22 protein-coding genes are annotated in these 24360 nt (G+C 65.6%); 6 read left to right on the forward strand and 16 right to left on the reverse strand.

All coding sequences use genetic code 11. The features are described 5' to 3' along the window. Positions 1-6: 6 nt before the first annotated feature. The 7 genes from AC07NV_RS01935 to AC07NV_RS01965 all read right to left on the reverse strand — a co-directional run bounded on the left by AC07NV_RS01935 (position 7) and on the right by AC07NV_RS01965 (position 9365). Complete coding sequence (locus AC07NV_RS01935) at positions 7-1260, reverse strand: XrtA/PEP-CTERM system-associated ATPase (protein WP_495164647.1); 1254 nt, start codon at positions 1258-1260, stop codon at positions 7-9. A gap of 22 nt (positions 1261-1282) precedes the next feature. Then, positions 1283-2995: a hypothetical protein gene (locus tag AC07NV_RS01940; RefSeq protein WP_495164648.1), complete on the reverse strand. Its 1713-nt coding sequence runs from the start codon at positions 2993-2995 to the stop codon at positions 1283-1285. Beyond that, the gene (locus AC07NV_RS01945) at positions 2995-4035 is read right to left on the reverse strand and encodes a P-loop NTPase (protein WP_495164649.1); all 1041 of its coding nucleotides are present in this window, start codon (positions 4033-4035) and stop codon (positions 2995-2997) included. The genes AC07NV_RS01940 and AC07NV_RS01945 overlap by 1 nt, the downstream gene beginning before the upstream one ends. Positions 4036-4049: 14 nt before the next feature. Next, entirely contained in the window at positions 4050-5591 is a 1542-nt protein-coding gene (locus AC07NV_RS01950; protein WP_495164650.1) for an XrtA system polysaccharide chain length determinant, read from the reverse strand. Positions 5592-5639: 48 nt separating this feature from the next. Further along, the gene (locus AC07NV_RS01955) at positions 5640-6296 is read right to left on the reverse strand and encodes an XrtA/PEP-CTERM system exopolysaccharide export protein (protein WP_495164651.1); all 657 of its coding nucleotides are present in this window, start codon (positions 6294-6296) and stop codon (positions 5640-5642) included. Between the two features lie 173 nt (positions 6297-6469). Further along, positions 6470-7699: a pyridoxal-dependent decarboxylase, exosortase A system-associated gene (locus tag AC07NV_RS01960; protein ID WP_495164652.1), complete on the reverse strand. Its 1230-nt coding sequence runs from the start codon at positions 7697-7699 to the stop codon at positions 6470-6472. 139 nt (positions 7700-7838) lie between these two features. Next, positions 7839-9365, reverse strand: coding sequence for an acyl-CoA ligase (AMP-forming), exosortase A system-associated (locus tag AC07NV_RS01965; RefSeq protein ID WP_495164653.1), 1527 nt, complete (start codon positions 9363-9365; stop codon positions 7839-7841). A gap of 256 nt (positions 9366-9621) precedes the next feature. On the opposite strand from AC07NV_RS01965, the gene AC07NV_RS01970 reads away from it, so the two are divergent. From AC07NV_RS01970 to AC07NV_RS01985, 4 genes are read left to right on the forward strand one after another with little or no spacing between them, the layout of a single operon-like run. Beyond that, a complete protein-coding gene (locus AC07NV_RS01970; protein ID WP_495164654.1) occupies positions 9622-10584 on the forward strand; it encodes a GNAT family N-acetyltransferase in 963 nt (320 codons plus the stop codon). After that, on the forward strand, positions 10581-10847 hold the full coding sequence (locus tag AC07NV_RS01975; RefSeq protein WP_495164655.1) for an acyl carrier protein: 267 nt from the start codon (positions 10581-10583) through the stop codon (positions 10845-10847). Before AC07NV_RS01970 ends, AC07NV_RS01975 begins: the two co-directional genes overlap by 4 nt. 15 nt (positions 10848-10862) lie before the next feature. Further along, positions 10863-11531 carry an alpha/beta hydrolase family protein gene (locus AC07NV_RS01980; RefSeq protein ID WP_495164656.1) on the forward strand — a complete coding sequence of 223 codons (669 nt, stop codon included), beginning with the start codon at positions 10863-10865 and terminating at the stop codon, positions 11529-11531. After that, positions 11516-12316, forward strand: coding sequence for a hydrolase 1, exosortase A system-associated (locus AC07NV_RS01985; protein ID WP_495164657.1), 801 nt, complete (start codon positions 11516-11518; stop codon positions 12314-12316). Before AC07NV_RS01980 ends, AC07NV_RS01985 begins: the two co-directional genes overlap by 16 nt. Before the next feature lie 187 nt (positions 12317-12503). On the opposite strand, the gene trxB is transcribed toward AC07NV_RS01985, so the two are convergent. After that, positions 12504-13469, reverse strand: a complete 966-nt coding sequence (gene trxB / locus AC07NV_RS01990) for a thioredoxin-disulfide reductase (protein WP_495164658.1) — start codon at positions 13467-13469, stop codon at positions 12504-12506. Between the two features lie 93 nt (positions 13470-13562). On the opposite strand from trxB, the gene AC07NV_RS01995 reads away from it, so the two are divergent. Both AC07NV_RS01995 and AC07NV_RS02000 read left to right on the forward strand, forming a co-directional pair. Continuing rightward, positions 13563-14186, forward strand: a complete 624-nt coding sequence (locus AC07NV_RS01995; protein WP_495164659.1) for a class I SAM-dependent methyltransferase — start codon at positions 13563-13565, stop codon at positions 14184-14186. 18 nt (positions 14187-14204) lie between these two features. After that, positions 14205-15539 (forward strand): caspase family protein, encoded by a 1335-nt coding sequence (locus tag AC07NV_RS02000; RefSeq protein WP_495164660.1) that lies wholly within the window; start codon positions 14205-14207, stop codon positions 15537-15539. A 71-nt stretch (positions 15540-15610) separates the two neighbouring features. On the opposite strand, the gene trhO is transcribed toward AC07NV_RS02000, so the two are convergent. The 8 genes from trhO to AC07NV_RS02040 form a co-directional block, all read right to left on the reverse strand. Next, positions 15611-16339: an oxygen-dependent tRNA uridine(34) hydroxylase TrhO gene (gene trhO, locus AC07NV_RS02005; protein WP_495164661.1), complete on the reverse strand. Its 729-nt coding sequence runs from the start codon at positions 16337-16339 to the stop codon at positions 15611-15613. Positions 16340-16452: 113 nt separating this feature from the next. Beyond that, positions 16453-18468: a GMC family oxidoreductase N-terminal domain-containing protein gene (locus tag AC07NV_RS02010; RefSeq protein WP_495164662.1), complete on the reverse strand. Its 2016-nt coding sequence runs from the start codon at positions 18466-18468 to the stop codon at positions 16453-16455. A gap of 81 nt (positions 18469-18549) precedes the next feature. Then, positions 18550-19173: a DJ-1/PfpI family protein gene (locus AC07NV_RS02015; protein ID WP_495164663.1), complete on the reverse strand. Its 624-nt coding sequence runs from the start codon at positions 19171-19173 to the stop codon at positions 18550-18552. A gap of 28 nt (positions 19174-19201) precedes the next feature. Further along, the gene (locus AC07NV_RS02020; RefSeq protein ID WP_495164664.1) at positions 19202-19696 is read right to left on the reverse strand and encodes a hypothetical protein; all 495 of its coding nucleotides are present in this window, start codon (positions 19694-19696) and stop codon (positions 19202-19204) included. A gap of 85 nt (positions 19697-19781) precedes the next feature. Then, positions 19782-20474 (reverse strand): PA4824 family protein, encoded by a 693-nt coding sequence (locus AC07NV_RS02025; protein ID WP_495164665.1) that lies wholly within the window; start codon positions 20472-20474, stop codon positions 19782-19784. Between the two features lie 22 nt (positions 20475-20496). Beyond that, positions 20497-21468 carry a magnesium transporter CorA family protein gene (locus AC07NV_RS02030; protein ID WP_495164666.1) on the reverse strand — a complete coding sequence of 324 codons (972 nt, stop codon included), beginning with the start codon at positions 21466-21468 and terminating at the stop codon, positions 20497-20499. Between the two features lie 209 nt (positions 21469-21677). Beyond that, positions 21678-22115, reverse strand: a complete 438-nt coding sequence (locus AC07NV_RS02035) for a hypothetical protein (RefSeq protein ID WP_495164667.1) — start codon at positions 22113-22115, stop codon at positions 21678-21680. A gap of 101 nt (positions 22116-22216) precedes the next feature. Beyond that, entirely contained in the window at positions 22217-24313 is a 2097-nt protein-coding gene (locus tag AC07NV_RS02040) for a malate synthase G (RefSeq protein ID WP_495164668.1), read from the reverse strand. Between the last annotated feature and the right edge of the window lie 47 nt (positions 24314-24360).

Here is a 24360-nt window from a genome sequence, read left to right on the forward strand (position 1 = left end):
GGACTGTCAGGCCGCCCAGGTCCGCGATGTTGCCGGGTTGGGCGCATTTTCGGGATCGCGCTCGACCCATTCGATCAGCAGGTCGAGCACCCGGCGCAGCGCCGCATCCTGTTCGACGAGCCGCTCCTCGAGCGACGCGATCTGTTGTTCGAGCGCGACCAGCTGTTCGGGATCGATCGCGGGCGCGGCGACGGCCGTTTCCGGGACGAGTTCCGGATCTTCGGCGTCGGGCGGCGTCAGCGTGATCACGCGTGCCGGCTCGACAGGCGCGGCAAAGGGCGCCCGTCCGTCGGCCATCGGTTCGGCGGCGCGCTGCGGCCATTCGAGCGGAGCTTCGTTGGCGGGCGTCGGCGCCGTAAAGGGTGCGGGAGTCGGCGCAACCGCGGCCGCCGCGAGCTGGACAACCTCCTCGACCGGCAGCGGGACGAGCGTCGACGCGTCGATGCCGCGGTCGGCCTCGATCTCGGCGACGACCGAACGGACATTCTGCGCGGTGATGCGGTTCATCTGCTCGACTGCGCCGTACAGCAGCAGGCGGCTGACCAGCACGTTAAGCTTGCGCGGCACGCCCTCGCTGTAATCGAAGATTTCCTCGAACGCGTCGGGGCTGAAGCTGGGGTTACCCGTCCAGCCGACCTTGCCGAGGCGGTGGAGGATATAGGGCTCGACCTCCTCGGGCTCCATGGGATCGAGGTGATGCGTCGCGATCACGCGCTGGCGCAGTTGTTCGAGCGCCGGCGAATGGAAGAGCGTCTGGCGGAATTCAGGCTGGCCGAGCAGGAAGATCTGAAGCAGCGAATGGCCGCCAAGCTGGAAGTTCGAGAGCATGCGCAGTTCTTCGAGCGCCGAGATGGCGAGATTCTGCCCCTCGTCGACAATCAACAGCGTGCGCTTCCCGGCGCGCGCCTGCTCGCGCAGATATTGCTCCATCGAACGCAGCAGTTCGGCTTTGCTCTGCCCTTCCCATTCGATGCCGAACTGTTCGGCGACGAGGCGGAGAAGGTCGTCGCCCTCGACCTGCGTCGACACCAGCTTGACCGCCGTCAGGCGGTTGGGGTCGATGGTGTTCATTAGATGGCCGACCAGTGTCGTCTTGCCCGCGCCGACATCGCCGGTGATGACGATGAAACCTTCGCCCTGCGCAAGGCCATAGCCAAGGTAGGACATCGCCTTGCGGTGCGTGCCGCTTTCGAAATAGAAATGCGGGTCTGGCGTCAGCTGGAACGGACGTCCGGTGAAACCATAGAACTGATCGTACATCGCAAAAATTCCCGTTGCCTGGTCAGAAGTTGTAACGCAGTCCCACCAAAGCCGAACCAATAAGCTGACTGTTGAAGCCTTGCTGATCGAAGGCGTTGAGGGTGGCCGCCGCAGTCCCGGTCAGACCGCGCCAGAAGCGCCGCGAATAGGCGGCCGAAAGCCCGGCCGACTGGACATCGCTCGCCTGCGGCGCGCCATTGTCGAAATAATTGACATAACCCGACAGGCTGAGGTCGGAATCGGCATCGAGCTGGCGCCCGGCCGACACAAAGAGATAATAGCTCTCGTCCTTGATGCCGTTGAGGTTGCCGATCGGCGACAGCAGCGGGGCGAGCAGTTTGCGCTGGTCGAAACCGACGCCGACGCCATAGCTCCACCCGCCGAAACGCGACGACAGCGTCGCCTGCACACCGCGGCTGCGATATTGCGCCGACGTCGCGCTGCCGAGTTGGTTGTTCAGGCAGCCGCCGCCCTCCTGGCCGAAGACGCAGGGATTGATGTCGCCGCCGATCGGATTGCGCGTCGGGTCGAATTGCGTCGGCAGCGCCGCAAGACCGCCCGACAGGCCGCGGCCGAGGCTCGACAGCCCGTTATAGACGCCGACCTGGATCGTCGTCGCATGGTCGGCGCGATAGGCAAAGCTGCCGGTGTAGATGGTGTCGCCATAGCGCCGGCCGACCTTGGCGGTCAGCGACGTGCGGCGGCTCGGTTGCCACATCACCCCGGCGTCCCAGATCAACCCGTCGGTGTCGAACGACAGCCGGCGCGGCTTTGACTTGTCGGTGACAAAGCGCCCGTTCGCGTCCCGCACCGGTACGCCATTGACGTCGAGCAGCGGGTCGCGCTGGCCGATCTCGATATTCTCATAACCAACGCCGCCGAGCAGGGCGAGGGTCGGGCCGATCGGCACGGTCACGTCGGCGCGGGCATATTTACCCTCGAACCTTTGATCGAGCTGGGTCGCATCCTCGCGTTCATAGCCGCCCGACACCTGCCAGCCGAACGGCAAGTCACCCGGCCGCGCACCGAGGCTGGCCCACGCCATATGGTTGGTGGAACTGTCGAAAATATCCGCCGGCTGGCTTCCGGGCGAAAGGATGGCGGGCCTGTCGACGTCGACCTTGGTATAGCCGAACCGATAGCCCGCGCCGAAATCGAGTCCGCCGATACGCTTGGTCAGCGTCGGGCCGGCGTAAACCGAATAGAGGTTCGCGACGTTGCTGGCGTCGCCGATGAACAGGCCGCTGTCGGCGCCCTGCCGGTCGGCGCGCGTGCGGGTGGCGAGCGCACCGCCTTCGAGGTTCAGGCCGCGCGCGACTTCGATCCGGCCGCGAGCGAGGCCGCTGACGACGTCCTGATCGCCCTGACGGCCCCAGCCGAACTGATGTTCGTACCGCAGCGTCGCGGCGAGTTCGGCACGGCGCGTGGCGATAGCAGCGTCGATCCCGGCGGCAACGGTTGTGTAAGTCAGGACATCGCCGCCATTTTTCAGGTCGGCGGTCATGACCTGCCCGACTTCCAGATAGGGGCTGACGTCGACCGTCCGCTGGGTGCGGCGCCCTTCGGCGCGCTTTTCCTTGCGTCCCGCTTCGGGCTTGGGCGCGCCGCCCGCGGGCGCTTCGCTCGCGCCCGATCCGGAATCGCCCGAAAATTGCGCGTGCGCGCCCGTTGCCGTCCCGGCGAGCAGCAAAGCCGCCAGCGTCCCGACGTGACGCATGGTGGTCGTGGTGCGCATCACGCGCCTCCCTGTCCGTAATAGGTGCCGAAACGGCGGCCGCCCGGCGAATATTTCACGCCGTTGAGGAGCAGCTGGATGTGCGGACACGCGCCCATCAGGCCGATCGCATCGCGCAGCGCGGATTCGAGCGTTTCGTCGGCGCGCACAACCATGATCATCTGGCCGACATGCCCCGCGAGCACCGCTGCGGGCGACGCTGCGAGGATCGGCGGCGAATCGAGGATGAGAATGCGCCCCGGCACACCCTGTTCGAGCTGCGCCAGCAACGCCTCCGTCCGCGCCGAGGCGAGGAGTTCGGTGTCGTGCATATGCCCGGTGCCTGCGGGCATGACCTTCAGCCCCGGAATGTCGGTCTGGATCAGGCAGTCGCCAAGCGGCAGATGCGGATCGGCGAGCGCGTCCATCAGGCCCGGGCCGTCTTCCAGCCCCAAAGTTTCGAGCACGCTCGGCTTGGCGATGTCGGCGTCGATCAGCAGCACGTCATGATCGGCCTCGACCGCGAGGCTGAGCGCAAGATTGACCGCCGAGAAAGTCTTGCCCTCGCCCGGATTGGCCGAGGCGATCAGCACGCGATGACCGCGCGGCAGGATCGGGCGATTGCCGGCGCCGCCGAAATTGCGGATCAGTTCGCGCTTTACGATGCGATATTCTTCGGAAATGCCGGTCACCGGCGTACCCGGCACGATCATGCCATGCGCCGCGAGACGCGCGCGGTCGATCGCGCCCTGCCGCGTCGGGACGACAGCGGGCGCTGCCCTGGCGACGTCCTTGCGCGGCGACGGCTTGGGCGCAGGCGCGGCTTCGACCGCGGGCGCAGCCTCGACCACGGGTGCGGCTTCGATGACAGGGTCGAGAATTTCGGCTTGCGGGGTTTCCACGGCAGGTTCGGCCTTTGCCTTCGGCGACTTTTTCTCGGGCTCGGGCGGCAGGCTCGATACGTCGATCGTCGGCGCATTGGCCACGGGATCGATGCCGAACATGTCGGCAGCGCGTTCGAGGAGCGAGGGCGGGCGCTTTACTTTGCGTTGGTCGTTCATGTCATCGTCCCCCGTCACGCAACCATGCCGCGCTGGATGAATTCGACCACCAACAGCAAGGCATAGAGGCCGACGAGCGCGCCGCTGCCGCCGGCAAGCCAGACAAGCTTCTTGCGCCGGTCGAGATGGCGTTCGGGCGTCACCACTTCGGTGATCGATCCGATCACGGGCAGGCCGCTGGCGCGTTCGAGCTTCGCGGCGGTTGCGTAACTGGTGCGCACCTGACCAAGGCCGAAGGCAACACCGATGCCGCCGCCGATGCCGGCGAGCAGCACGAGCGTCAGGAACAGCGGCCGGTTGGGAGCTGCCGGGCTCGTCGGCTTCGACGGCGGATCGAGCAGCTCGATCTTGATCGCGTCGGTTTCTGTCTGGACTTCGCCGCGCATGCGGACTTGCTCGCGCTGCGCGAGCAGCTTGTCATATTGCGCCTTGAAGGCGGTATATTCGCCGTTGATCCGGTCATATTCGGCGGCGATGCCCGGGTTCTGGATCTGCTGCGCGGTAATCTTCGAAATGTCGCCCATCAGCTGGCCCTTGCGCGCCGAGAGTGCACTAACGGTCGCCTGGCGTTCGGCGCGCATCGCGGACAGCGAGGCATAGGCGGGGTTCTGCGAATTGCCGCCACCGCCCGCGCCCGTACCCTCGCGGTCAGCCATGGCCTTCAGCGAGGCGATCTGGCTTTTCAGCGCGATGACGTCGGGGTGCGCGTCGGTCAGGCCGCGCGCGCGCATCGACGAGAGCTCATTCTGCGCGCCGGCAAGCTGCTGACGCGCGACGCCGCCGCCGACGCTGCCCATGCCGGGAATATTGATTGTCGCGGGGGTCGAGGAAAGCTGGCCATTGGCGGCGGCAAGCTGCGCCTGCGCCGAGATCAGCTGCGAATCGATCTGGCTGAGTTCGGCGCGCGCCGCTTCGACACGCTGCGCCGGCGAGCCGCTGCCGCCGGGGATCAGGCCGATATTCTGCGCCTCGAACGCGCCGCGGCGCGCTTCGACCTCGCGCAGTGCCTTTTCGCGGTCGGCAATCTGGGCATCGAGGAATTTCAGGCCCTCGCGCGCGTTCATCCGGCCACCGCGCAGTTGATCGTCGCGAAACACGGTGATCAGGCTGTCGAGCACACCCGACGCAAGCTTGGCATTGTCGGCGTCGGACAGGCTGCCGACTGCGACGCTCGACGTGATTTCGAAAATGTTGTCCTGCTGCGGAACGATCTTGATGCTCTTCTGCAGCATGCCAACGGCGCCGGCCTTTTCGCGCTCGCCCGCGCCCGCTGGGAGCAGGCCGGTGGTCGCGGCGACCTTTTCCATGTTGCGCGCGCTGGTCAGCGTTTCGCGGATCTGGTCGATCTGCGGACGACCGCCGCCGCCCTGGACGTCGTCGGGCAGGATTTCGTTGGTGTCGACGAGCAGGCGCGCGCGGCTGTCATAGCGGTTGGGGATCGACGCGATCGCCAGCCAGCCGAGGATGCAGATGCCCCACGCCACCGCCAGCACCAGCCACCGGCGCGTCCAGACGCTGTGCAGCGCCACCCGGAATTCGTCGTAAAGGCTGGTCATCGCTTCGGTTCAATCCTTGGGAGATGAGTTGATTTGTGGCGGCTGGTGTCAGAACATGCTTTCGGGGATGATGATCACATCGCCGGGCTGCAGCCGCACATTTGCCTTGATGTCGCCGCGCTTGATCAGGTCATTAAGCCGCAGACCGAATTCCTGCTGCTTCCCACTGCCCTTGTCGAAACGGACGAGTCGCGCCTTGTTTCCAGCGGCATATTCGCCCAGCCCGCCAACTGCAATCATTGCGTCGAGAACGGTCATGTTGGCGCGGAACGGAATCGACGCGGGTTTTTCGGTCGCGCCGACGACGCGCACCTGCTGCGAGAAGGTGCTGTTGAAGGTCGTGACGATCACGCTGACGATCGGATCGGTAATATATTGGCTGAGCTGGAGCTTGAGATCCTGCTGCAGCATCGTGGGGGTTTTCCCCACCGCGGGCATGTCGGTGATCAGCGGCGTCGTGATCCGCCCGTCGGGCCGCACCTGCACCTTGCCGCCCAGTTCGGGGTTGCGCCATACGAAAATCTGGAGCTCGTCCAGCGGACCGATGATATATTCCTCGCCCGGCCCTTCCTGATTCTGGACAAAATTCGCGCTCGGCAGCTGGGGCGCGGCTCCTCCGGCGCCCATGCAGCCGGTCAGCGCGGTCGCAGCGATGCCCGAAACGAGCGCGGCGCGCGCGATGCGGAGCGAGGGGAACGAAGCCATAATCAATCAACCTTTCGAGCCGCGGGCGGTGGCCACGGTTCAGATCCCCGCGGCAACAGTCATTGCGTCAGTTTCCGTCCTTGCTCGAAAAGGGTGAACATACGGTTAGTATTGAAATAAGTTTGAACCGCACGGCGGCAAACCTGTCCCGATCCGGAACATGTTTGCCAGTTTCACACGAGCATTTCGCGCGCCGGCCCCTGCCCCAGGAAGGTTGCGGGGCTCGCACTCGCGCCATAAGCCCCCGCCTGGAAGAGCGCGATCAGATCGCCGACGTCGGCGTGCGGCAGAGCAACCTGGTCGCCGAGACGGTCGAGCGGCGTGCACAGACAGCCGACGACCGAGACGGTTTCGGCAGGCTCGGCGGCGAAGCGGCCGACGACCGCGATCGGGTAGTTGCGGCGGATCACGGTACCGAAATTGCCGCTCGCGGCGAGCTGGTGGTGGAGCCCGCCGTCGGTGACGAGGAAGGTCTCGCCATGGCTCGTCTTCCGGTCGACGATGCGGGTCAGATACACCCCTGCCTCGGCGACGAGCCAGCGGCCGAGTTCCATCGCGAAGCGGCTGTCCGCCAGAACCGGATCGCGTGTGCCCAGCGTCTCTGCGAGGGCCGCGCCCACCGCAGCGGCATCGACCGCCTTATCGCCCGGAAAATAGGGAACGCCCATCCCGCCGCCGAGATTGACCAGCGGCGGGGTGGCGCCGATTTCGTTCGCGAGCCGCGCCGCGAGCGCGACAGTCTGCGCCTGCGTTTCGGCGATAGCGGTCGCGTCGAGCGCCTGCGATCCGGCGAAAATATGGAAACCCTGCCAATCGGCGCCAGCGTCAAGCAAGCGGCGCACAAGCGCCGGAACCTCGGCCGCATCGACGCCGAACGGCTTGGCACCGCCGCCCATTTTCATACCCGACCCTTTGAGGTCGAAGTCGGGATTGACGCGCACCGCGAGGCTTGGCGTGAGGCCCAGATGGTCCGCGATCGACAGCGCGCGTGTCGCCTCGCCCGCGGATTCGAGATTGAGCGTCGCGCCGGCAGTAATCGTTGCTTCGAGCTCGCGGTCGCGCTTGCCGGGACCGGCAAAGCTGATATCGCCCGCCGGCATCCCGCTGGCGAGCGCGGCTTTCAGCTCGCCGCCCGATGCAACATCGAAGCCGTCGACGAGCCCCGCCATGAACACCAGCAGCGGCGCATAGGGGTTCGCCTTCATTGCATAATGAAGCTGCACTTCGGCGGGCATCGCCGCGCGCCATTCGGCGACGCGCGCGGTGAGCATCGCGCTGTCATAGACGAAGAGGGGGGTATCGCCCGCCATATCGGCGAGCGCATCGGCCCGGTCGCCGCCGATCAGCAGGATGCCGTCGTCATCGGCGCGGTAACCGGGAGGGATCGGGCCGTGCGGTTTCATGTCGTCGCTCCTAAGAAAACACACGGAATCGACTTTCCAAATCCGTTCGTGTCGAGCAAAGTCGAGACACCCATCGGGGCCGCGCTCGTCCGATGGGCATCTCGACTTTGCTCGATGCGAACGGATACATTGGACATCGTCATGCTCGGGGTTCCCAATCGGCGGCAATCGCCACGCGATCGAGCTTGCCATTGGGGTTGCGCGGCAGCGCTTCGCGCCACTCGATCGCCTGCGGCTGCATGAAATTGGGGAGGTTCTGGCGGAGATACCCGGCGAGCCCGTCTTCATCGCTCACGCCATCCTTGCCGCGAACGATCAAGATGATCGCGGCACCGAGCCGCGCATCGGGAACACCGAACGCCACGGCTTCATAGATCAACCCCGACGCGACCGCGACATCCTCGACCTCGGTCGGGCTGACGCGGTTGCCCGCGGTCTTGATCATCGCATCGTCGCGGCCGACGAAATAGAGCAAGTGATTGGCGTCGCGGCGCACCGTGTCACCCGACCACACCGCCATCCCGCCATAATGCGATACGCGCGGCGCGGGTCTGAAGCGCTGCGCGGTGCGCTCTTCGTCCTGCCAATAGCCTTTCGCGACCAGCGGGCCGCAATGAACGAGTTCGCCCGGCTCCTCGTCGGCGGTGAGCGTGCCGTCGGGGCGGCACACCAATATTTCGGCATGCGGGATCGCACGGCCCATCGATGTCGGGTGATCGGCAACGAATTTCGGGTCGAGCCAGGTCGAGCGAAACGCCTCGGTCAGCCCGTACATCGGATAGATATCCGCCGCCGGGAAGGTCCGGCGCATCGCGTCGATCAGCGACGGGGTCAGCGCACCGCCGCTGTTGGTCAGGCGTTTGAGATGCGCCGCGGTCTCGGCGGGCCATTCGGTCTCCACAAGCTGCACCCAGAGTGGCGGAACGCCGGCGAGCGTCGTCGCCCTGTGCCGCGCCACCGCCTTCACGACGTCGCGCGCGGTCAGATAGTCGAGCGGCGCGACCGCCGCGCCGGCATACCAGCTCGAGAGCAGCTGGTTCTGGCCATAATCGAAGCTGAGCGGCAACACCGCCAGCACCCGGTCGTCGGGCGTGATCTTGAGATAGGAAGCGACGCTCTCGGCCCCGAGCCACAGATTGGCGTGGCTCAGCATCACGCCCTTGGGCCGCCCCGTCGAGCCGCTGGTGTAAAGGATCGCGGCGAGATCGTCCGGCCCGGCAATCGACGGCGGCAGCCCCTGCCCGCGCGAATCGATCACCTCTTCGGCGATCTTCAGATCGTGCAGCGCGCATTGAACCGGACGCGCGTCGCCGAGCATGTCGGCGCGCGAGCCATTGGTGACGAGCAGCTTCGCCCCGCTGTCGGAGAGGATATGCGCGACCTGCGGCCCTTTGAGCAACGGGTTGACCGGCACATGGATCAGCCCCGCACGTGCCGCCGCGAGCGGCATCAGGCACGCGAGCCGCGTCTTCGCACTCCAGCTCGCGACGCGTTCGCCCGGGCTACCCGCCTGTTCAAGCAACCACGATGCGAGCCGTCCGACGCCGGCGTCGAGCTCAGCAAAGGTCGTGACCTTGTCGCCGATCAGCAGCGCAGCCGTGTCCGGCGCGCCACAGGAGGCGAGATGGTCGATCGGACTGGAAGATGGCTTTTCGGGCGTGGTCATCCGCTGTCAGGGTCCGTTTGGAAATTCTGCAAAATCCCCTTCCCTCCCTTCCCGTCATGCTGAACTTGTTTCAGCATCCATGATCCGCCCCCTCTATTGGCGCGGCGTCGGAGGATAGCACGGGCCGTGGATGCTGAAACAAGTTCAGCATGACGAGGGGTGTGAGAGAGAATCTGCATTTTTCAAACGGACTGTTAGGACTGCGGTGATAGAGGGCGGCACCATGCAAGGAAACGGTGAACATCACGCTAATGATATGCGGTTGCCCGCCACAGCGCGCGCGGCGGGCTTTGCGTCGCCGTTCGACCGTGCGTCCTGGTTCGATTTGCTGGAGGCGCATGGCTTTGCGGGCCGGGGGCGTTTCGACGCGCATGCCAGCGCCGGTTCGACGACCGCATGGCTGCCGTTCAGGATCGAGAAACCCGGCGACCTCGCCGGGCTCGCCAACTGGTACAGCTTTTCGATCCGGCCGCTCTTTACCGGCGAGGGAGGGCGCAGCGACGCCCTGCACGCGCTCTTTGCCGATCTTCGCCGACGTGCCGCGCGCCTGACCCTCTACCCCGTCCCCGACACCGAAGACCTGACCGCCGCGCTCCGCGCCGCAGGCTGGTGGGTAAAAGAAACGCCCGCCGGCGACCGCCACTGGCTCGACCTCGGCGATATGGACCATGACGCCTGGTGGGCCAGCCGTCCCGGCGCGCTGCGCAACACCGTCCAGCGCAAGGCGAAGAAGGGCGTCGTCGATATCCAGCTGCTCACCGCTTTCGACCCCGGAAGCTGGGCCGCCTATGAGACCATCTATGCCGCGAGCTGGAAACCCGAAGAGGGGCATCCCGCGCTGCTGCGTGCCTTTGCCGAGACCGAGGGCACCGGCGGACGCCTGCGCATGGGCATCGCGCGCATCGACGGCATGCCGGTCGCGGCGCAGTTCTGGACCGTCGAGGACGGCACCGCCTTCATCCATAAGCTCGCGCATGTCGAGGACAGTTTGAAAGCGTCGCCCGGCACCCTGCTGTCGGCGGCGCTGTTCCGCCATGTGATCGAGAACGACGGCGTGCGGCGCGTCGATTTCGGCACCGGCAATGACGGCTACAAGCGCGACTGGATGAACCGCCACGACCCCTTGTGGCGTATCGAGGCTTTCAATCCGTCGCGTGTCGCGGCATGGGGTCCGGCATTGAAGGCTTTTGCCCGTTCCGTGTTGAGGAAAGAAAATTGACCGATAGCAACACCGTCGACGCCACCCTTCGCGCCCTGCTCGCCGATGTACTCGGCCTCGGCGAAGCGCGCGCCGCGGCGCTGACCGAAGCCAGCGGGCTCTTCGGCGAACTGCCCGAATTCGATTCGATGGCGGTCGCGACGGTGCTGACCGAGATGGAAGACCGGCTCGGCATCCTCATCGACGATGACGAGATCGACGGCGAGATCTTTGAAACCTACGGCAATTTGCTCGCCTTTTCGCTGCGCAAAGTGACCGGCTAACTCCTGTATGTGCGCATGAGCGAACATATCCTGCGCATCGACCCTGCGGACGCGCCGCGCGCCACCATCCTGATCGTCCCGCCGCTATTCGAAGAGGCAAACCGCACGCGCCGTACACTGGTGCTGGCGATGCGCGCGCTGGCGGCGCGGAGTTTTGCGGCCGTGCTCCCCGACCTGCCGGGGCAGAATGAAAGCCTTGTTCCGCTGGAGGAGGTCGATCTGGCGCGCTGGCAAGATACAATCGCCGCCGTCGCCGCGGACATCGATGGTCCGGTGATCATCGCGTCGGTGCGCGGCGGCGCATTGATCGACCATTGCGCGAACGCTGCCGGATGGTGGCGGCTGGCGGCTGTCGGCGGCTCTTCGTTGCTCCGCACATTGATGCGGGCACGCGTGAGCGCCGACCGCGAGGCCGGCATAACGTCATCGCTCGAAAGCCTTCAGGAAGAGGCGAAGACCGCATCGTTGTTGCTCGCCGGCAACCGGCTATCCCCCGCGATGGTTGCGCAGCTTGGCGCAAGCGAAGCGCAAGCGGTGGAGCCTTTGCGCAACATCGGCCTGGGAGCCGATGGCATAGCAGGCACCCCGCTCTGGCTGCGCGCCGAGCCGGGTGAGGATGCCGCGATGGCCGCAGCGATCGCCGCCGACATATCCGCGTGGAGCAAGACATGCGGCATCAGCTGAGTTTTGTCTGCGAAGGCGCGGCGCTCGCCGCGAGCCTCGACGCGGCCGCCGGTAATACCGGCCTGCTGATCGTGTCGGGCGGCAACGAGATTCGCAGCGGCGCGCATCGCGGCATGGCGATGCTGGCCGCGCGCATCGCCGCCGAGGGCTATCCGGTCTTCCGCTTCGACCGCCGGGGGATTGGCGACAGCGAAGGCGCCAACGGCGGCTTCGAAAGCAGCGGTCCCGATATCGCCGCCGCCATTGCGGCATTCCGCAGCGCGGCCCCGCAAGTTGGGCGCATCGTCGCGTTCGGCAATTGCGATGCGGCGAGCGCGCTGTTGCTGCACCAGCCGTTGGCGCTCGATGCGCTGATCCTCGCCAATCCGTGGACCTATGAGAACGGCGAGAGTGACGCGGCGGACGACAAGCCCGCGCTGCCGCCCAGGGCCGCGATCCGCGCGCGCTATTGGGCGCGGTTGAAGGATCCGAAAAGCCTGCTGCGGCTGCTCAAGGGCGAAGTCGATTTCCGGAAATTGCTGCGCGGCCTGTCGGCGCTCGGCAAATCGGCCCCGCCGGCCGCGTCCGACGGTCTGCCGGCGCGGATCGAGGGTGCTTTGTCGGGGCTCGCTTGCCCCGCCACCATCCTGCTGGCGACGGGCGATCGCACGGCGCAGGCTTTCATGGAGAATTGCCCGTCGGCATTGAGCCGGGTTCCGGTCGAGCGCCTCGCCAGCGCGTCGCACAGCTTTGCGGGGGATGACGGTGCGTGGCTGGCGAAGCAAATCCTCGAAATATTGACGTAATTGCATCGCCCTCATCGATGCCGATGTGGACTTCTGGCGGGTGGAATACCCCTCGTGCACCCCGGCGAAAGCCGGGGCCCATTGCGGAAAAGCGCAAGATTAGCGTTGAAATTCTGGGCCCCGGCTTTCGCCGGGGTTCACATCTCTATCGGCAGCAACCGGTCGTTAGCGCGGCTAAAGCGTCGCCTCAGGCCGTCGCCAACGCGTGATATTCGGCCTCGGCCAGGAACCGCTCGGCGTCGAGCGCCGCCATGCAGCCCATGCCCGCCGCAGTCACCGCCTGACGATAGATTTTGTCGGTGACATCGCCCGCCGCGAACACGCCGGGGATCGACGTCAATGACGTGCCCGGGGTCACTTCCAGATAGCCGTCGGCGTCGAGCGGCAGCTTGCCCTTGAACAATTCGGTCGACGGGCTGTGGCCGATCGCGACGAAACCGCCGTCGGTGGGCTCGTGGCTCGCCTCGCCGGTGACCGTGTCGATCAGGTCGACGCCGACCAGCCCCGAAACGCCCTCGCCCGCGACGAAACGCTCGACGCGCTTGTTCCACAAAGTCCTGATCTTCGGATTGACCGCCAGCCGGTCCTGCAAAATCTTTTCGGCGCGGAGATGATCGCGGCGGTGGATCAAAGTCACATCGTCGCTGTGGTTGGTCAGGTACAATGCTTCCTCGACCGCAGTGTTGCCGCCGCCGATCACGACGACCTTCTTGCCGCGATAGAAGAAGCCGTCGCACGTCGCGCACGCCGAGACGCCCTTGCCGCCGAGTTCCTGTTCGCCCGGAACGCCGAGCCATTTCGCCTGTGCGCCGGTCGCGATCACCAAAGTTTCGGCCATATAGACGTCGCCGCCGTCGCCGGTCAGCTTGAACGGACGGCGCGACAGGTCGACGTCGACGATCGTGTCCCAGATCATGCTGGTGCCGACATGCATCGCCTGCGCGGTCATCTGCTCCATCAGCCACGGGCCCTGCACGACTTCGGCAAAGCCCGGATAATTTTCGACATCGGTCGTGATCGTCAGCTGGCCACCGGGCTGCAGTCCCTGCACCACGATCGGCATCATGCCCGCGCGCGCGGCATAGATGGCGGCCGACAGGCCTGCCGGGCCGGAGCCGAGGATGAGCATCTTGGTGTGGTGAACGCTGGGCATGACGATCTTTCAAAGGCTGTGCGGACCCGCACAGATGGGTGTTGCCAACCGCGCTAGCAAGGGTCACCTTCCGCGCCAAGGGGAGACTGGCGAATGGCAAGCTGGTGGGAACGTCACGGAGTACCGCGCCTGATCAAATGCGCCTGTTCGCAGGGGCAGATCATGAAGGTGCGCAGCCAGATCGTGCCGCATGCGGCGGGCGACGTGCTCGAACTCGGCTGCGGCGGCGGCATCAACATGGAATTTTACGATCGGGCACGGATCGCCAGCTTCACCGGGCTCGACCCGTCGCCCGAATTGCTGACGATGAGCCGCGCCGCGGCAGCGGCGCACGGGATCGCGGCCGACATCCGGGGCGGTGTCGGTGAGGCGATGCCGTTCGAGACCGGACGCTTCGACACCGTCGTCACCACCTTCACGCTTTGCTCGGTCGCAGAGCAGGCGGCGGTCCTCAGCGAAATCCGCCGCGTACTGAAACCGGGCGGAACCGCGCTCTTCCTTGAACATGGCGCGGCCCCCGATGCCGGCGTCGCAAAATGGCAGCGGCGGATCGAGCCAATCTGGAAACGCATCGGCGGCAATTGCCACCTGACCCGGCCGATCAGCGAGGCCTATGCGAAAGCCGGCTTTTCGGTCGACCGGCAGGCGGCCGCTTATATTCCCAAAACCCCGCGGCCGTTCGGCTGGTACGAATATGGCGCGGCGCGTCCCGCCTAGCGAAGAGAGGATTGCGAGATGATGCGATTCTGGCTTGTCACCCTCACCGCGCTGTTCCTCCTCACGCCGTCGGCGGCCGAGGCGCGCAAGGTCGCGCTGATCATCGGCAATGGCGACTATGCGAACACCAGCCGGCTGGCGAACCCCGCGAACGACATCAAGATCATCGCGGCGTCGGCAAAGCAGGCGGGTTTCGACGATGTGACGATTGCCGCCGACCTCGCGGTCAACGACTTCCAGAAGGCGATGCGCGATTTCCGCGCAAAGGCCGACGGCGCCGAGGTTGCAATGGTCTATTACGCGGGCCACGGGATCGAGGCGCAGGGCAAGAACTGGCTGATCCCGACCGACGCGCAGCTGAAATCGGACCTCGACCTGCCCTATGAGGCGATCAACCTCGACCGGTTGATGGAATCGGTGTCGGGCGCGCAGATCCGCATGGTAGTGCTCGATTCGTGCCGCAACAATCCCTTCGGCCGTTCGTGGCGGTCGGGGACGCGCGCCGTGGTGAACGGGCTGGCGGGCGTCGAAGCCGATGATGTTCTTGTGATCTTTGCCGCCGCACCGGGACAGACCGCAGCCGACGGGACGAGCGGCAATTCCCCGTTTGCAACCTCGCTCGCAAAGCGGCTGCCACAGCCCGATATGCCCGTGCAATTGCTCGGCGGCCTGATCCGCGACGATGTGTTGCAGGCAACCGCCGGCAACCAGCGGCCGTTCGTGAGCGCAAGCATTACGGGCACGCCGGTCTATCTGGTCCCGCGTACGGCCGCCACCGCAGCGCCGTCGGCTTCCGGCGACCGCTCCGCGTTGGAGGATCTGCTGTGGAAGGGCGCAACGGCAGAGAATAGCGTACAGGCATTCAGCGCCTATCTGGCCGAATTTCCTTCGGGAAAATTCGCGGGCCAGGCTGGCGAAAATATCAACCGGTTGCTCAAGAATCCGGCCGCTGCGGCACCGGTCGCGGCAATCGTGAGCGCAGCACCGACGCCAATCGCTGGCGCTCCGTCGCGCAAGTTCACCCTGTCGAATGTACGCGTCGAATGCGTGAAGCTGACCGGGCGCCTCGGGCTTGGATTGCCCGATCAGCTATTTTTGCGCTTCAACACCGGGCAGCGTTTTCCCGAGGGCAAAAGCGAGATTTATTCGATCAAAAAGGGCGAAAGCTGGGTCGTTCCCGAGAGCTTCGAGTTCGATCAATCCGTGAGCTTCCAGCTGCGCGAGTTCGACGACATCGGCGGCAGCGACAATATCGGGACGATCGATATCGGCGATGCGCCGGGGACCTTCACCAGGACGCTCGACGGCGATGCCAGCGATTACCGGGTGACCTATACGCTGACTGTGAGTTGATCCCCGGCGAAAGCCGGGGCCCAGAGGGACAGAGCCAAGCGTCGTGGGCCCCGGCTTTCGCCGGGGAACACTCATCCCTTCTCGCCGGCCTCGACCAGCCCGTGGCCCACACTCACCCGCTCGTCGAAGACGAAGCAGCTGCCGTGCCAGCGGCTTGTCGCCTCGGGCACTTGTTCGAGATAGGCAAGGATGCCGCCCTTCAGGTGAACGACATCCTCGACGCCTTCATGGCGCAGGAAAGCGGTCGATTTTTCGCAGCGGATGCCGCCGGTGCAGAACATCGCGATGCGTTTACCGGCAAAACGGTCGGCATTGGCGCGCCACCAGTCGGGGAATTCGCCAAAGCTTTTGGTCTCGGGATCGACCGCGCCGGCAAAGCTGCCATAGCCGACCTCGAAGCCGTTGCGCGTATCGATCAGCACCGTGCCCGGATCGTCGACGAGCGCGTTCCAGTCTGCGGGATCGACATAGGGCGCAGCCTCGCGCGCGGGGTCGAGCCCCGGCACCTTCATCGTCACAATCTCTTTCTTCAGCCGCACCTTCATCCGCTGGAACGGCATCTCGGCGGCGGTCGAATATTTGACGTCGAGGCCCGCGCAGTCGGGCAGCGCGCGGATATGACCAAGCACCACGGCAATCCCGGCTTCGCTCCCGGCGATCGTCCCGTTGATTCCCTCGCGCGCCAACAGCAGCGTCCCCATTACGCCCTCTGCGGCGCAAAGCTCGATCAGCGGCTGGCGCAATGCGGCGGGATCGTCGAACGACGCAAAACGATAGAGGGCGGCAACGGTGAAGGTCATGACGGTCGTCCCCATACCCGCTCGCATCGAGCGAAGTCGAGATGCCTATCGTTGGCGCTTGATGTCACTGTGTCTCGACTTCGCTCGACACGAACGGACTTTGGGGCTGCGCTTTAACGAAAGGGATCGTGCCGCCCGGTCGCATATTGCGCCATCGCCATCGTCGTCCATTGCGCGTTAACGCGGATGCAGCTGGGGAAGGTGCTCGCGTCGGTGACGAACACATTCGTCGTACCGTGGACGCGGCAGTCGGGGTCGACGACGCCATATTGCGGGTCTTCGTTGATCGCATTGCCGCCGTGCGGGTGGCTGCTCGACAGGGTGACATCGTCCTGTTCGCGGATTGCATCGCGGAAAAAGGCGTCGATATCCATGCCGGGCGTGATCTTCTGCCCCTTTGCCAACGCCGGATAGCATTCCAGCGCGCCGGCCGCGAAATGCACCTTGGTCAGCGTCGCCATCGCGTCGCGCAGCACTGGCAAATCGTCGCTGGTATCGAGGCTGAATTTCAGCTTGCCGTCGACGATCTGCCCGCGGCGGTCGGCCGGGAAAAGAATGCCCGCCGAATGAACGCGGCCGAAATTCTTCATCCGTTCCGAATGGTCGCCGAACCAGCCGGGCATCAGCGACGCCATCGACATCGGCGGCTGAAAATGGCTTTCGAGCAGGAAGTCGCCGCAATCGACATAGCTCGACATCTGGTCCTCATCCCACGCATTGCCGCCGACGCCGTCGGGCATCAGCGCAACGACGGGCGAAGCGACGTTGAGCGACACCTGATAGCCCGTCCCCGAAATGTCGCTGCGGTCGAGCAGCTTCGACGACGCAATCGTGCCCGCCGCAACGACGACGCCGACGCGCGCGCGAACCAGCGTCTTCGACCCGTCGGGCAGGACCAGCTTCACCGCCTCGGCTTCGCGCCGGCCGTCATACGCCGTCTGCCAGACAATGTGTTCGGCCTTCGTCCCCGGCAGGATGCGCGCGCCGAAATCGCGGCACGCCTCGGGCAGATAGGTTTGCGCGATGCCCATGCGGCGGCCGTATGCGCAGCCCGAATTGCAATAGCCGCAATAGGCGCAGGCATTGACCGTGTCCGGCGGGCCGAAATTCTTGGCGAACCAGTCGGCGATGGCGCGCTGGTCGCGCGGGTTCGTCGATCCGGCGGCATAGGCCTGCCATCCCTCGATCAGATGCGGGCCGTTGTGGCGCCCGCTGCGCGGTTCGATCGGCGCGATGCCGAGCTTGTCGCGCACCGCATCATAGCTCGCATGAAAGGCGGCGGCGTCGACCGGCGCGCCGATGCTCGCCCATTTGGCGAGGACGTCCTTTGCGTCGGGGTGCGTGCGCCCCGCCTCGTTGACGCGAAGACAAATGCCGTTGTTGATCGTCGACGACCCGCCCACGCAGCGCCCCTGAAACACGACGAAATCGCGATTGGTCGAGGTTTGCAGCGCGCCATGCTTGTAAAGCTTGGCGATCATGTCGAGTTCGTGATGGGTGATCGCGTGGCTGGGATAGAAAGGCCCCGCCTCGACGATCAGCACCTTATATCCCTGCGCCGCTATATTATAGGCGGCGACCCCGCCCCCGGCCCCCGAGCCGATGACGATCACGTCATATTCGTCCTCGAGGGTCGACGCGTCGAGGATATGCGCCGGGTCGATCTCGCGCCCCCGGACCGGCGTGAGCGGCATGTCCTGGCCGCCTCGCTCGCGGAATTTCGGCAGCGTGAAGCCGATCTGGCGGTGCACCGGATTGGCCGCGTTGGCGTCCTGATCGCCGGGTTCGAGCCCAGGCTGCCAATGGCCATAATAGCAGGCGTAGATGATTCCGCGCAGCCGCGCCATGTCCTGAAACAGGTCGATCTGGCTGTTCTGGAACCGGTTCTTCAGCTTCGCGGCGCGACCCGCAATATCATCCTCGGTGAAGAAGGGGCCGCCCAGCACCGCCTCGGTCGCGAGCAGCGAAAACCGGATCTCTTCCAGCTTGGTCCCGCCGACCCTTTCGAACAGGTCGCAGACATTGGCGACGACCTGATCGGCCGAAATCGCCATATCGGCTTCGTGGAACAGCGCTTCGGTCAGCGCCTTCAGAAACCTGAGTTGCCCGAAATTAAACGGTGCCGCCATTGCCCTACCCCCAGCTAGTCACGCGCGCCAATGCCGGGTTATAGCCGATGAAGGCAAGGCCGTATTGTACGGGATCGCCAGCTACGACGGTCCGGCCATCGCATCTGCCATCAGATACGGCCGCACCGCGGCCATCGCGCGGTCGACATAATCGGCCTTCTCACCCACCGGCGCGACATAATGGAGCGCCTCTTCGGCTTCCGCTGTCCCGGCAAGCCGCGCGATGATCCACGCGGCGAGATATTGCGACGCGAGGCAACCGCCCGCGGTCGCAACATTGCCATGCGCAACGAAAGGCGCGTCGAGCACGTCGACCCCGGCTTCGATCACCCAGGGCTTGGTGGTCAGGTCGGTGCACGCCGGCAGGTCGCCGATCAGCCCGAGCCTGGCAAGCAGCAGCGTCCCCGAACATTGCGCGCCGATCAGCTGGCGCGCCGGGTCGAGCCGGATGCGGCCGAGCATCAGCGGGTCCGCCGCGATCTCGCGCGTCTTGATCCCGCTGCCGATAATCACTGCGTCCGCTTTGGCCGCAAAGTCGAGCGGTTGCTGCCGCGCGATCGTCACCCCGTTCATCGACGTGACCTGCGGCGTCGGCGACGTGATGTGCGCCGCCCAGCCCTGCCCGCGGAGGCGGTTCAGGATTCCAGCCGCAACGAACGAATCGAGTTCGTTGAAGCCGTCGAAGGTCAGCACCGCAATCTGCACGTCAAAACTCCTGCAAAACGAGCGGCGCCTATACAGCGCCGTCGAAGATATCATCAACCCAGCGCGACCGCGCGCCATCGTCGCGCGGCGAGCCGAGGTAGCGGCCCCACGCCGCGCTTTCATGCGCGACGATACCCAGTTCCCAGACGCAGAAGGTCGGCCGCACCACGCCCGCGTCGGGCGGGTAGGCCGGGTCGAAGGGCGCGAAAGCCGTCATGTCGCCGTGCCGGTACCAGACCGCTTCCCATAATTCATTCGCCCCGCGCCACACCGACACGAGCAGGAAATAGAAATCGGCGCCGCAGCGATGGAGAATGACGAAACCGCAATCGCCCCCGGCCAGCGTCGTCGCCGCTTGCGCGTCGAACCAGTCATCGGCCAGCGCCGCGACCGCATCCGGCACCGGCGCGCCGGGCGCGGTCAGATGATATAGCTTGAGCATCGCCCCGCCGGCCTCACGCGGCGCGCGAAACTCTGCCTGTTTGGGATAGTGGCGATAGGCGGCATCGACGGCGGCGGACATGGACATCTCCCATAATGTTTCCGTTATGTTCTAGTTCGCGGCGCCGCGCCGGGCAAGCGTTGATTGCGCACCGCGCGCCCTTCCCTCAGCGGCGGATGGTGTAACCGATGGTCAACGCGGCGCCGCCGCCCGTCCCCGGCGGCCGGCCCGCGATCAGGTCGAGGTCCATCCGGTCGCGATCGAAGGTCCAGCGCACCCCGGTCTGCCAGCCCGCGGGCTCATCGGCACGCCCGAATATCTCGGCCATCACCGCCATATTCTCGGCCGCGGCATAATCGATCTGCGCGCCATAGAGCAGATGCGCGTCCTGCCCGTGCGCCAGCCCGGCGCCGATGTTGAGATTGACCGTCACCCGCCGCGCCGGCGCGAGCGTGACCGGCACCGTCAGCGCGGCGCTATCGAGCTGCCCCACACGGGTATCGACCAGCGCCGCACCGGCGAGCGCGATGCCCACCCGGCCGCCGTCATCGCCGCTGCGTAGCGTCCATTTGAGCGCCGGCCCCGCCAGCCATCGCCGGTCGCCGGGGACGCCGCCATGCTGGATCGCCGCGCCGATTTCCAGCATCGGCAGCGCCGCCGCGGTGCACGCCGGGCTGAGGTTGAGCAATGTCTCGCCATGCCCCAGATCGCTGAACCAGCTTTCCAAATGGCAATCCCCGGCGGTTTCGACCGCCGCATCATCGACGCCGTGCGCGCCGCCTGCCGCCCACAGCGGCTGCGGCGACGCGAGGACGCAAGCGATCAGCCCCGCCGCGCGGGCCCTTGTCCAGACGCGCATGATCTGTCTCCCGCCACGGACATCACAGCCACCCGCGCTTGCGGAAATAGACGAAGGGCAGCGCCGCCGACCCGATCATCAGCGCGATCGCGAAGGGATAGCCATATTCCCAGCGCAGTTCGGGCATCAGGTCGAAATTCATGCCATAGATCGACGCAATCAGCGTCGGCGGCAGAAAGGCGACCGCGGCGACGGTGAAGATCTTGATGATCTGGTTCTGCTCGAGATTGATCAGCCCCAGCGTCGCATCGAGCAGGAAATTGATCTTCCCCGACAGGAAAGTCGCATGGTCGGTCAGCGCCTGAACGTCGCGCTGCACGGTTTTCAGCCGCGTGCGCGCTTCGCGGGCGCTGCCGTCGCTCCGGGTGCTGTGGTACGACAGCATCCGCGCAAGCCCGACAAGGCATTCGCGCAGCTTGGTGAGCAGATCGCCTTCGCGCCCGATGCGGCCGAGCATCGCTTCCAGATCGCGCGCCGGGCCGTCGGCGCCGCCGCCTGCCGCCTTTCGCGCAAAAACATCGCGCGACACGGCGTCGCAATGGAGTGCGCTGCGTTCGAGTACGTCGGCGACGCGGTCGACGATCGCCTCGATCAGGTCGAGCATCAGCGTTTCGGCGGTCGTGGCGCCGTTGGCGCGCAGCCGGCGCCCGACGACCTGTTCGAACGGCGCTGCCTCGACGTGCCGGACCGTGGCGAGACTCGTCGCCCCGAGGATGAAAGTGACGGGCGCGAGGCGCGGCGCATCGCCGTCGAGCCCGACGACGATCGGCACCGTCATGAACTGCGCGCCGACCTCTTCGTAGAGCCGCGCAGACGGCTCGATTTCCTGCATTTCGGGCAGCGTCGGAATCGAAATTCCAAGCAAGGCGGCGGCGTTTGCAGCATCGTCGGCGGTCGGATGGACGATATCCGCCCACAGGATGGCGGGCGGGTTTGCAGCGCCGATATCGGCGCGGACGAGGCGATCGGCCTCGCGAACGAAAGCGTGGAACATGGGGTATCTCCTGAATGCTGGCGTCCGCCAGCGTCAGGAGATGCGCAGGAGATTACCCCTGACGGACCGCCGTGGCTGCCGGACATATGGTGCGACGTCTACTGTCGGGGTCCATTTTTCGGTCCTTGGGTTGATGCCGGAGTCGCGCCCCGGCGGGCGGGCCTATGCGCCCGAGGGTTGGCGCTGTCAATTCGGGGAGGCTGCGGGCGCTATCGATGATTTCTGCATGCCTGACTGGCTTGGCAGAGGGGGTCCACTTTGCGCGCCGCAGCCATCAGCGCGCCGCTATCGTTCATCGCACGGAAATTCGGGTCCAAATCCTGCCTCTTGCCGCACTCATAGGCGAGCTTGAGCATGGCATCACCGTCTTTTCCGTAGGTCGCGTAGAATTCTTCTCCCTCCCTACCGCCGGCTTCAAACGTACCATCGACCTTCATTCGCTTGCCTTCAAACAACGCGCGGGCCGTACTTTCCACCGACAGGGCGACGTCCGGAACCTTGGCACCTGCATTGATCGACCGGCCATAGGCGAACGCCGCCACACAATGAGCAGGATTGGTGCTGTCGGGCGTTACGGCGGTCGCCGTTCCGCACGCGCCGACCACGCCGGAAAGGACGAGAGTTGTTATCGTGTATGCGATTTTCATATGGCCTCCGGTCGAAGCAGCGACCTCGGGATTGCAATCCATCGAGGCGCCATTTTTTTGCCAGATGCCATGTAAACAATATATTTTTCGCTAAGGACGGATCATTGTCCGGCCTTTTTCGCTTGCCTATATTTGTGCAGCAGCGGTTCGGTGTAGCCCGACGGCTGGGTCACGCCTTCGAAGATCAGCGCGCGTGCGGCCTGGTAGGCGATGCCGTCGGGGGTGAGTTTCTCGTACAGCGCATCGCCCGCATTCTGCGCGTCGACCTTGGCCGCCATGCGCGTCAGCGCGGCGTCGACCTGCGCCTCGGTGCACACGCCGTGGAGCAGCCAGTTGGCGAGCGCCTGGCTGGCGATGCGCAGCGTCGCGCGGTCCTCCATCAGGCCGACGTCGTCGATGTCGGGAACCTTCGAACAACCGACGCCCTGATCGATCCAGCGCACGACATAGCCCAAAATGCCCTGGCAATTATTGTCGAGCTCGCGGGTGATTTCGGCTTCGCTCCAGTTGCGGCCGGTCGCAACGGGGATATTGAGCAAGCGGTCGAGCGACGGCACCGCTTCGCCCGCGATTTCCTTCTGCCGCGCGAACACGTCGACCATATGATAGTGCAGCGCGTGCAGCGTGGCGGCGGTCGGCGACGGCACCCACGCGGTGTTCGCGCCCGATTTCGGATGGCCGATTTTCGCTTCGAGCATGCCGCGCATCAAGTCGGGCATCGCCCACATGCCCTTGCCGATCTGCGCCTTGCCGCTGAGCCCGCAAGCAAGGCCGATGCGGACGTTGCGGTCTTCGTAAGACGCGATCCAGTCGCTCGCCTTCATCTCGCCCTTGGGGATCATCGGCCCGGCGCGCATCGAGGTGTGAATCTCGTCGCCGGTGCGGTCGAGGAAGCCGGTGTTGATGAAGACGATGCGGTCCTTCACCGCATGGATGCACGCGGCGAGGTTAGCGCTGGTGCGGCGCTCCTCGTCCATCACGCCGACCTTCATCGTGTGGCGCGCGAGGCCGAGCATATCCTCGACCGCGTCGAACAGCCGGTCGGTGAAGCCGCATTCCTCGGGGCCATGCTGCTTGGGCTTGACGATATAGATGCTGCCCGCGCGGCTGTTATTGAGGGCGCCGAGCGTCTTTAGGTCGTGCAGTGCGCAGAGGCTGGTGATGACGGCATCGCACAGGCCTTCGGGCGCCTCGGCGCCGTTCGGCAGCTTGATCATCGGCGTCGTCATCAGATGGCCGACGTTGCGGACGAACATCACGCTGCGGCCGTGAAGGACAACAGGCTCCCCCGACGGCGAGGTCCATTCGCGGTCGGCTTCCATCGCGCGCGTGACGGTCTGCCCGCCCTTGGCAAAGCTCTCGGTCAGATCGCCGCGCATCAGGCCGAGCCAGTTGGTATAGCCGAGCGTCTTGTCCTCGCCGTCGACCGCTGCAACGCTGTCCTCGAGGTCGATGATCGTCGTCAGCGCGGCTTCGAGCACGACGTCGGCGATGCCCGCCGGATCGGTCTTGCCGATCGCACTTTCCGGATCGATCACCAGTTCGATGTGCAGACCATTGTGGCGAAGCAATATGCCGCCGGGCGTGCTGCCAACCCATTGTGCGGAATCGGCGAGCGTCAGTTGCCCGCCCTGCCAGTCGGTCCAGCTTCCCGATGCCAGCGGCACCGCTTCGTCGAGGAAGGCCTTCGCCCGCGCGATCACCGCCGCGCCGCGGTCGGCATCATAGCCGCCGGGTTTGGCGGGCGGTGCGTCGAGCGCGTCGGTGCCGTAGAGCGCATCGTAAAGGCTGCCCCAACGCGCATTGGCGGCGTTGAGCGCGAAGCGCGCGTTGAGCGCGGGAACGACGAGTTGCGGGCCGGCCATCGTCGCGATTTCGGGGTCGACATTCTGCGTGCCGACCTGAAACGCTGCGGGTTCGGGGACGAGATAGCCGATCTCGCGCAGAAAGGCCTGATAGGCGGCGGCGTCATGCGCCTGCCCGGCGCGCGCCTGATGCCATGCATCGATCTGCGCTTGCAAATCCTCGCGCTTGGCGAGCAGCGCCGCATTTTCGGGCGCGAACTTGCCGAGCAAGGCCGCAAAATCCGACCAGAATTTGGCCGTGTCCAGCCCCGTACCGGGCAGCGCGCGCGCCTCGATAAAATCGGCCAGGCGCGAATCGACGGACAGGCCGGAACGGTCGAGAAATTCGGTCATGATAACACCCTCTGGTCGGCGCGGCTGCGCCAGTGGACCCGGGGAGG

It is taken from the genome of Sphingopyxis sp. GW821-FHT10B01 (assembly GCF_059415685.1).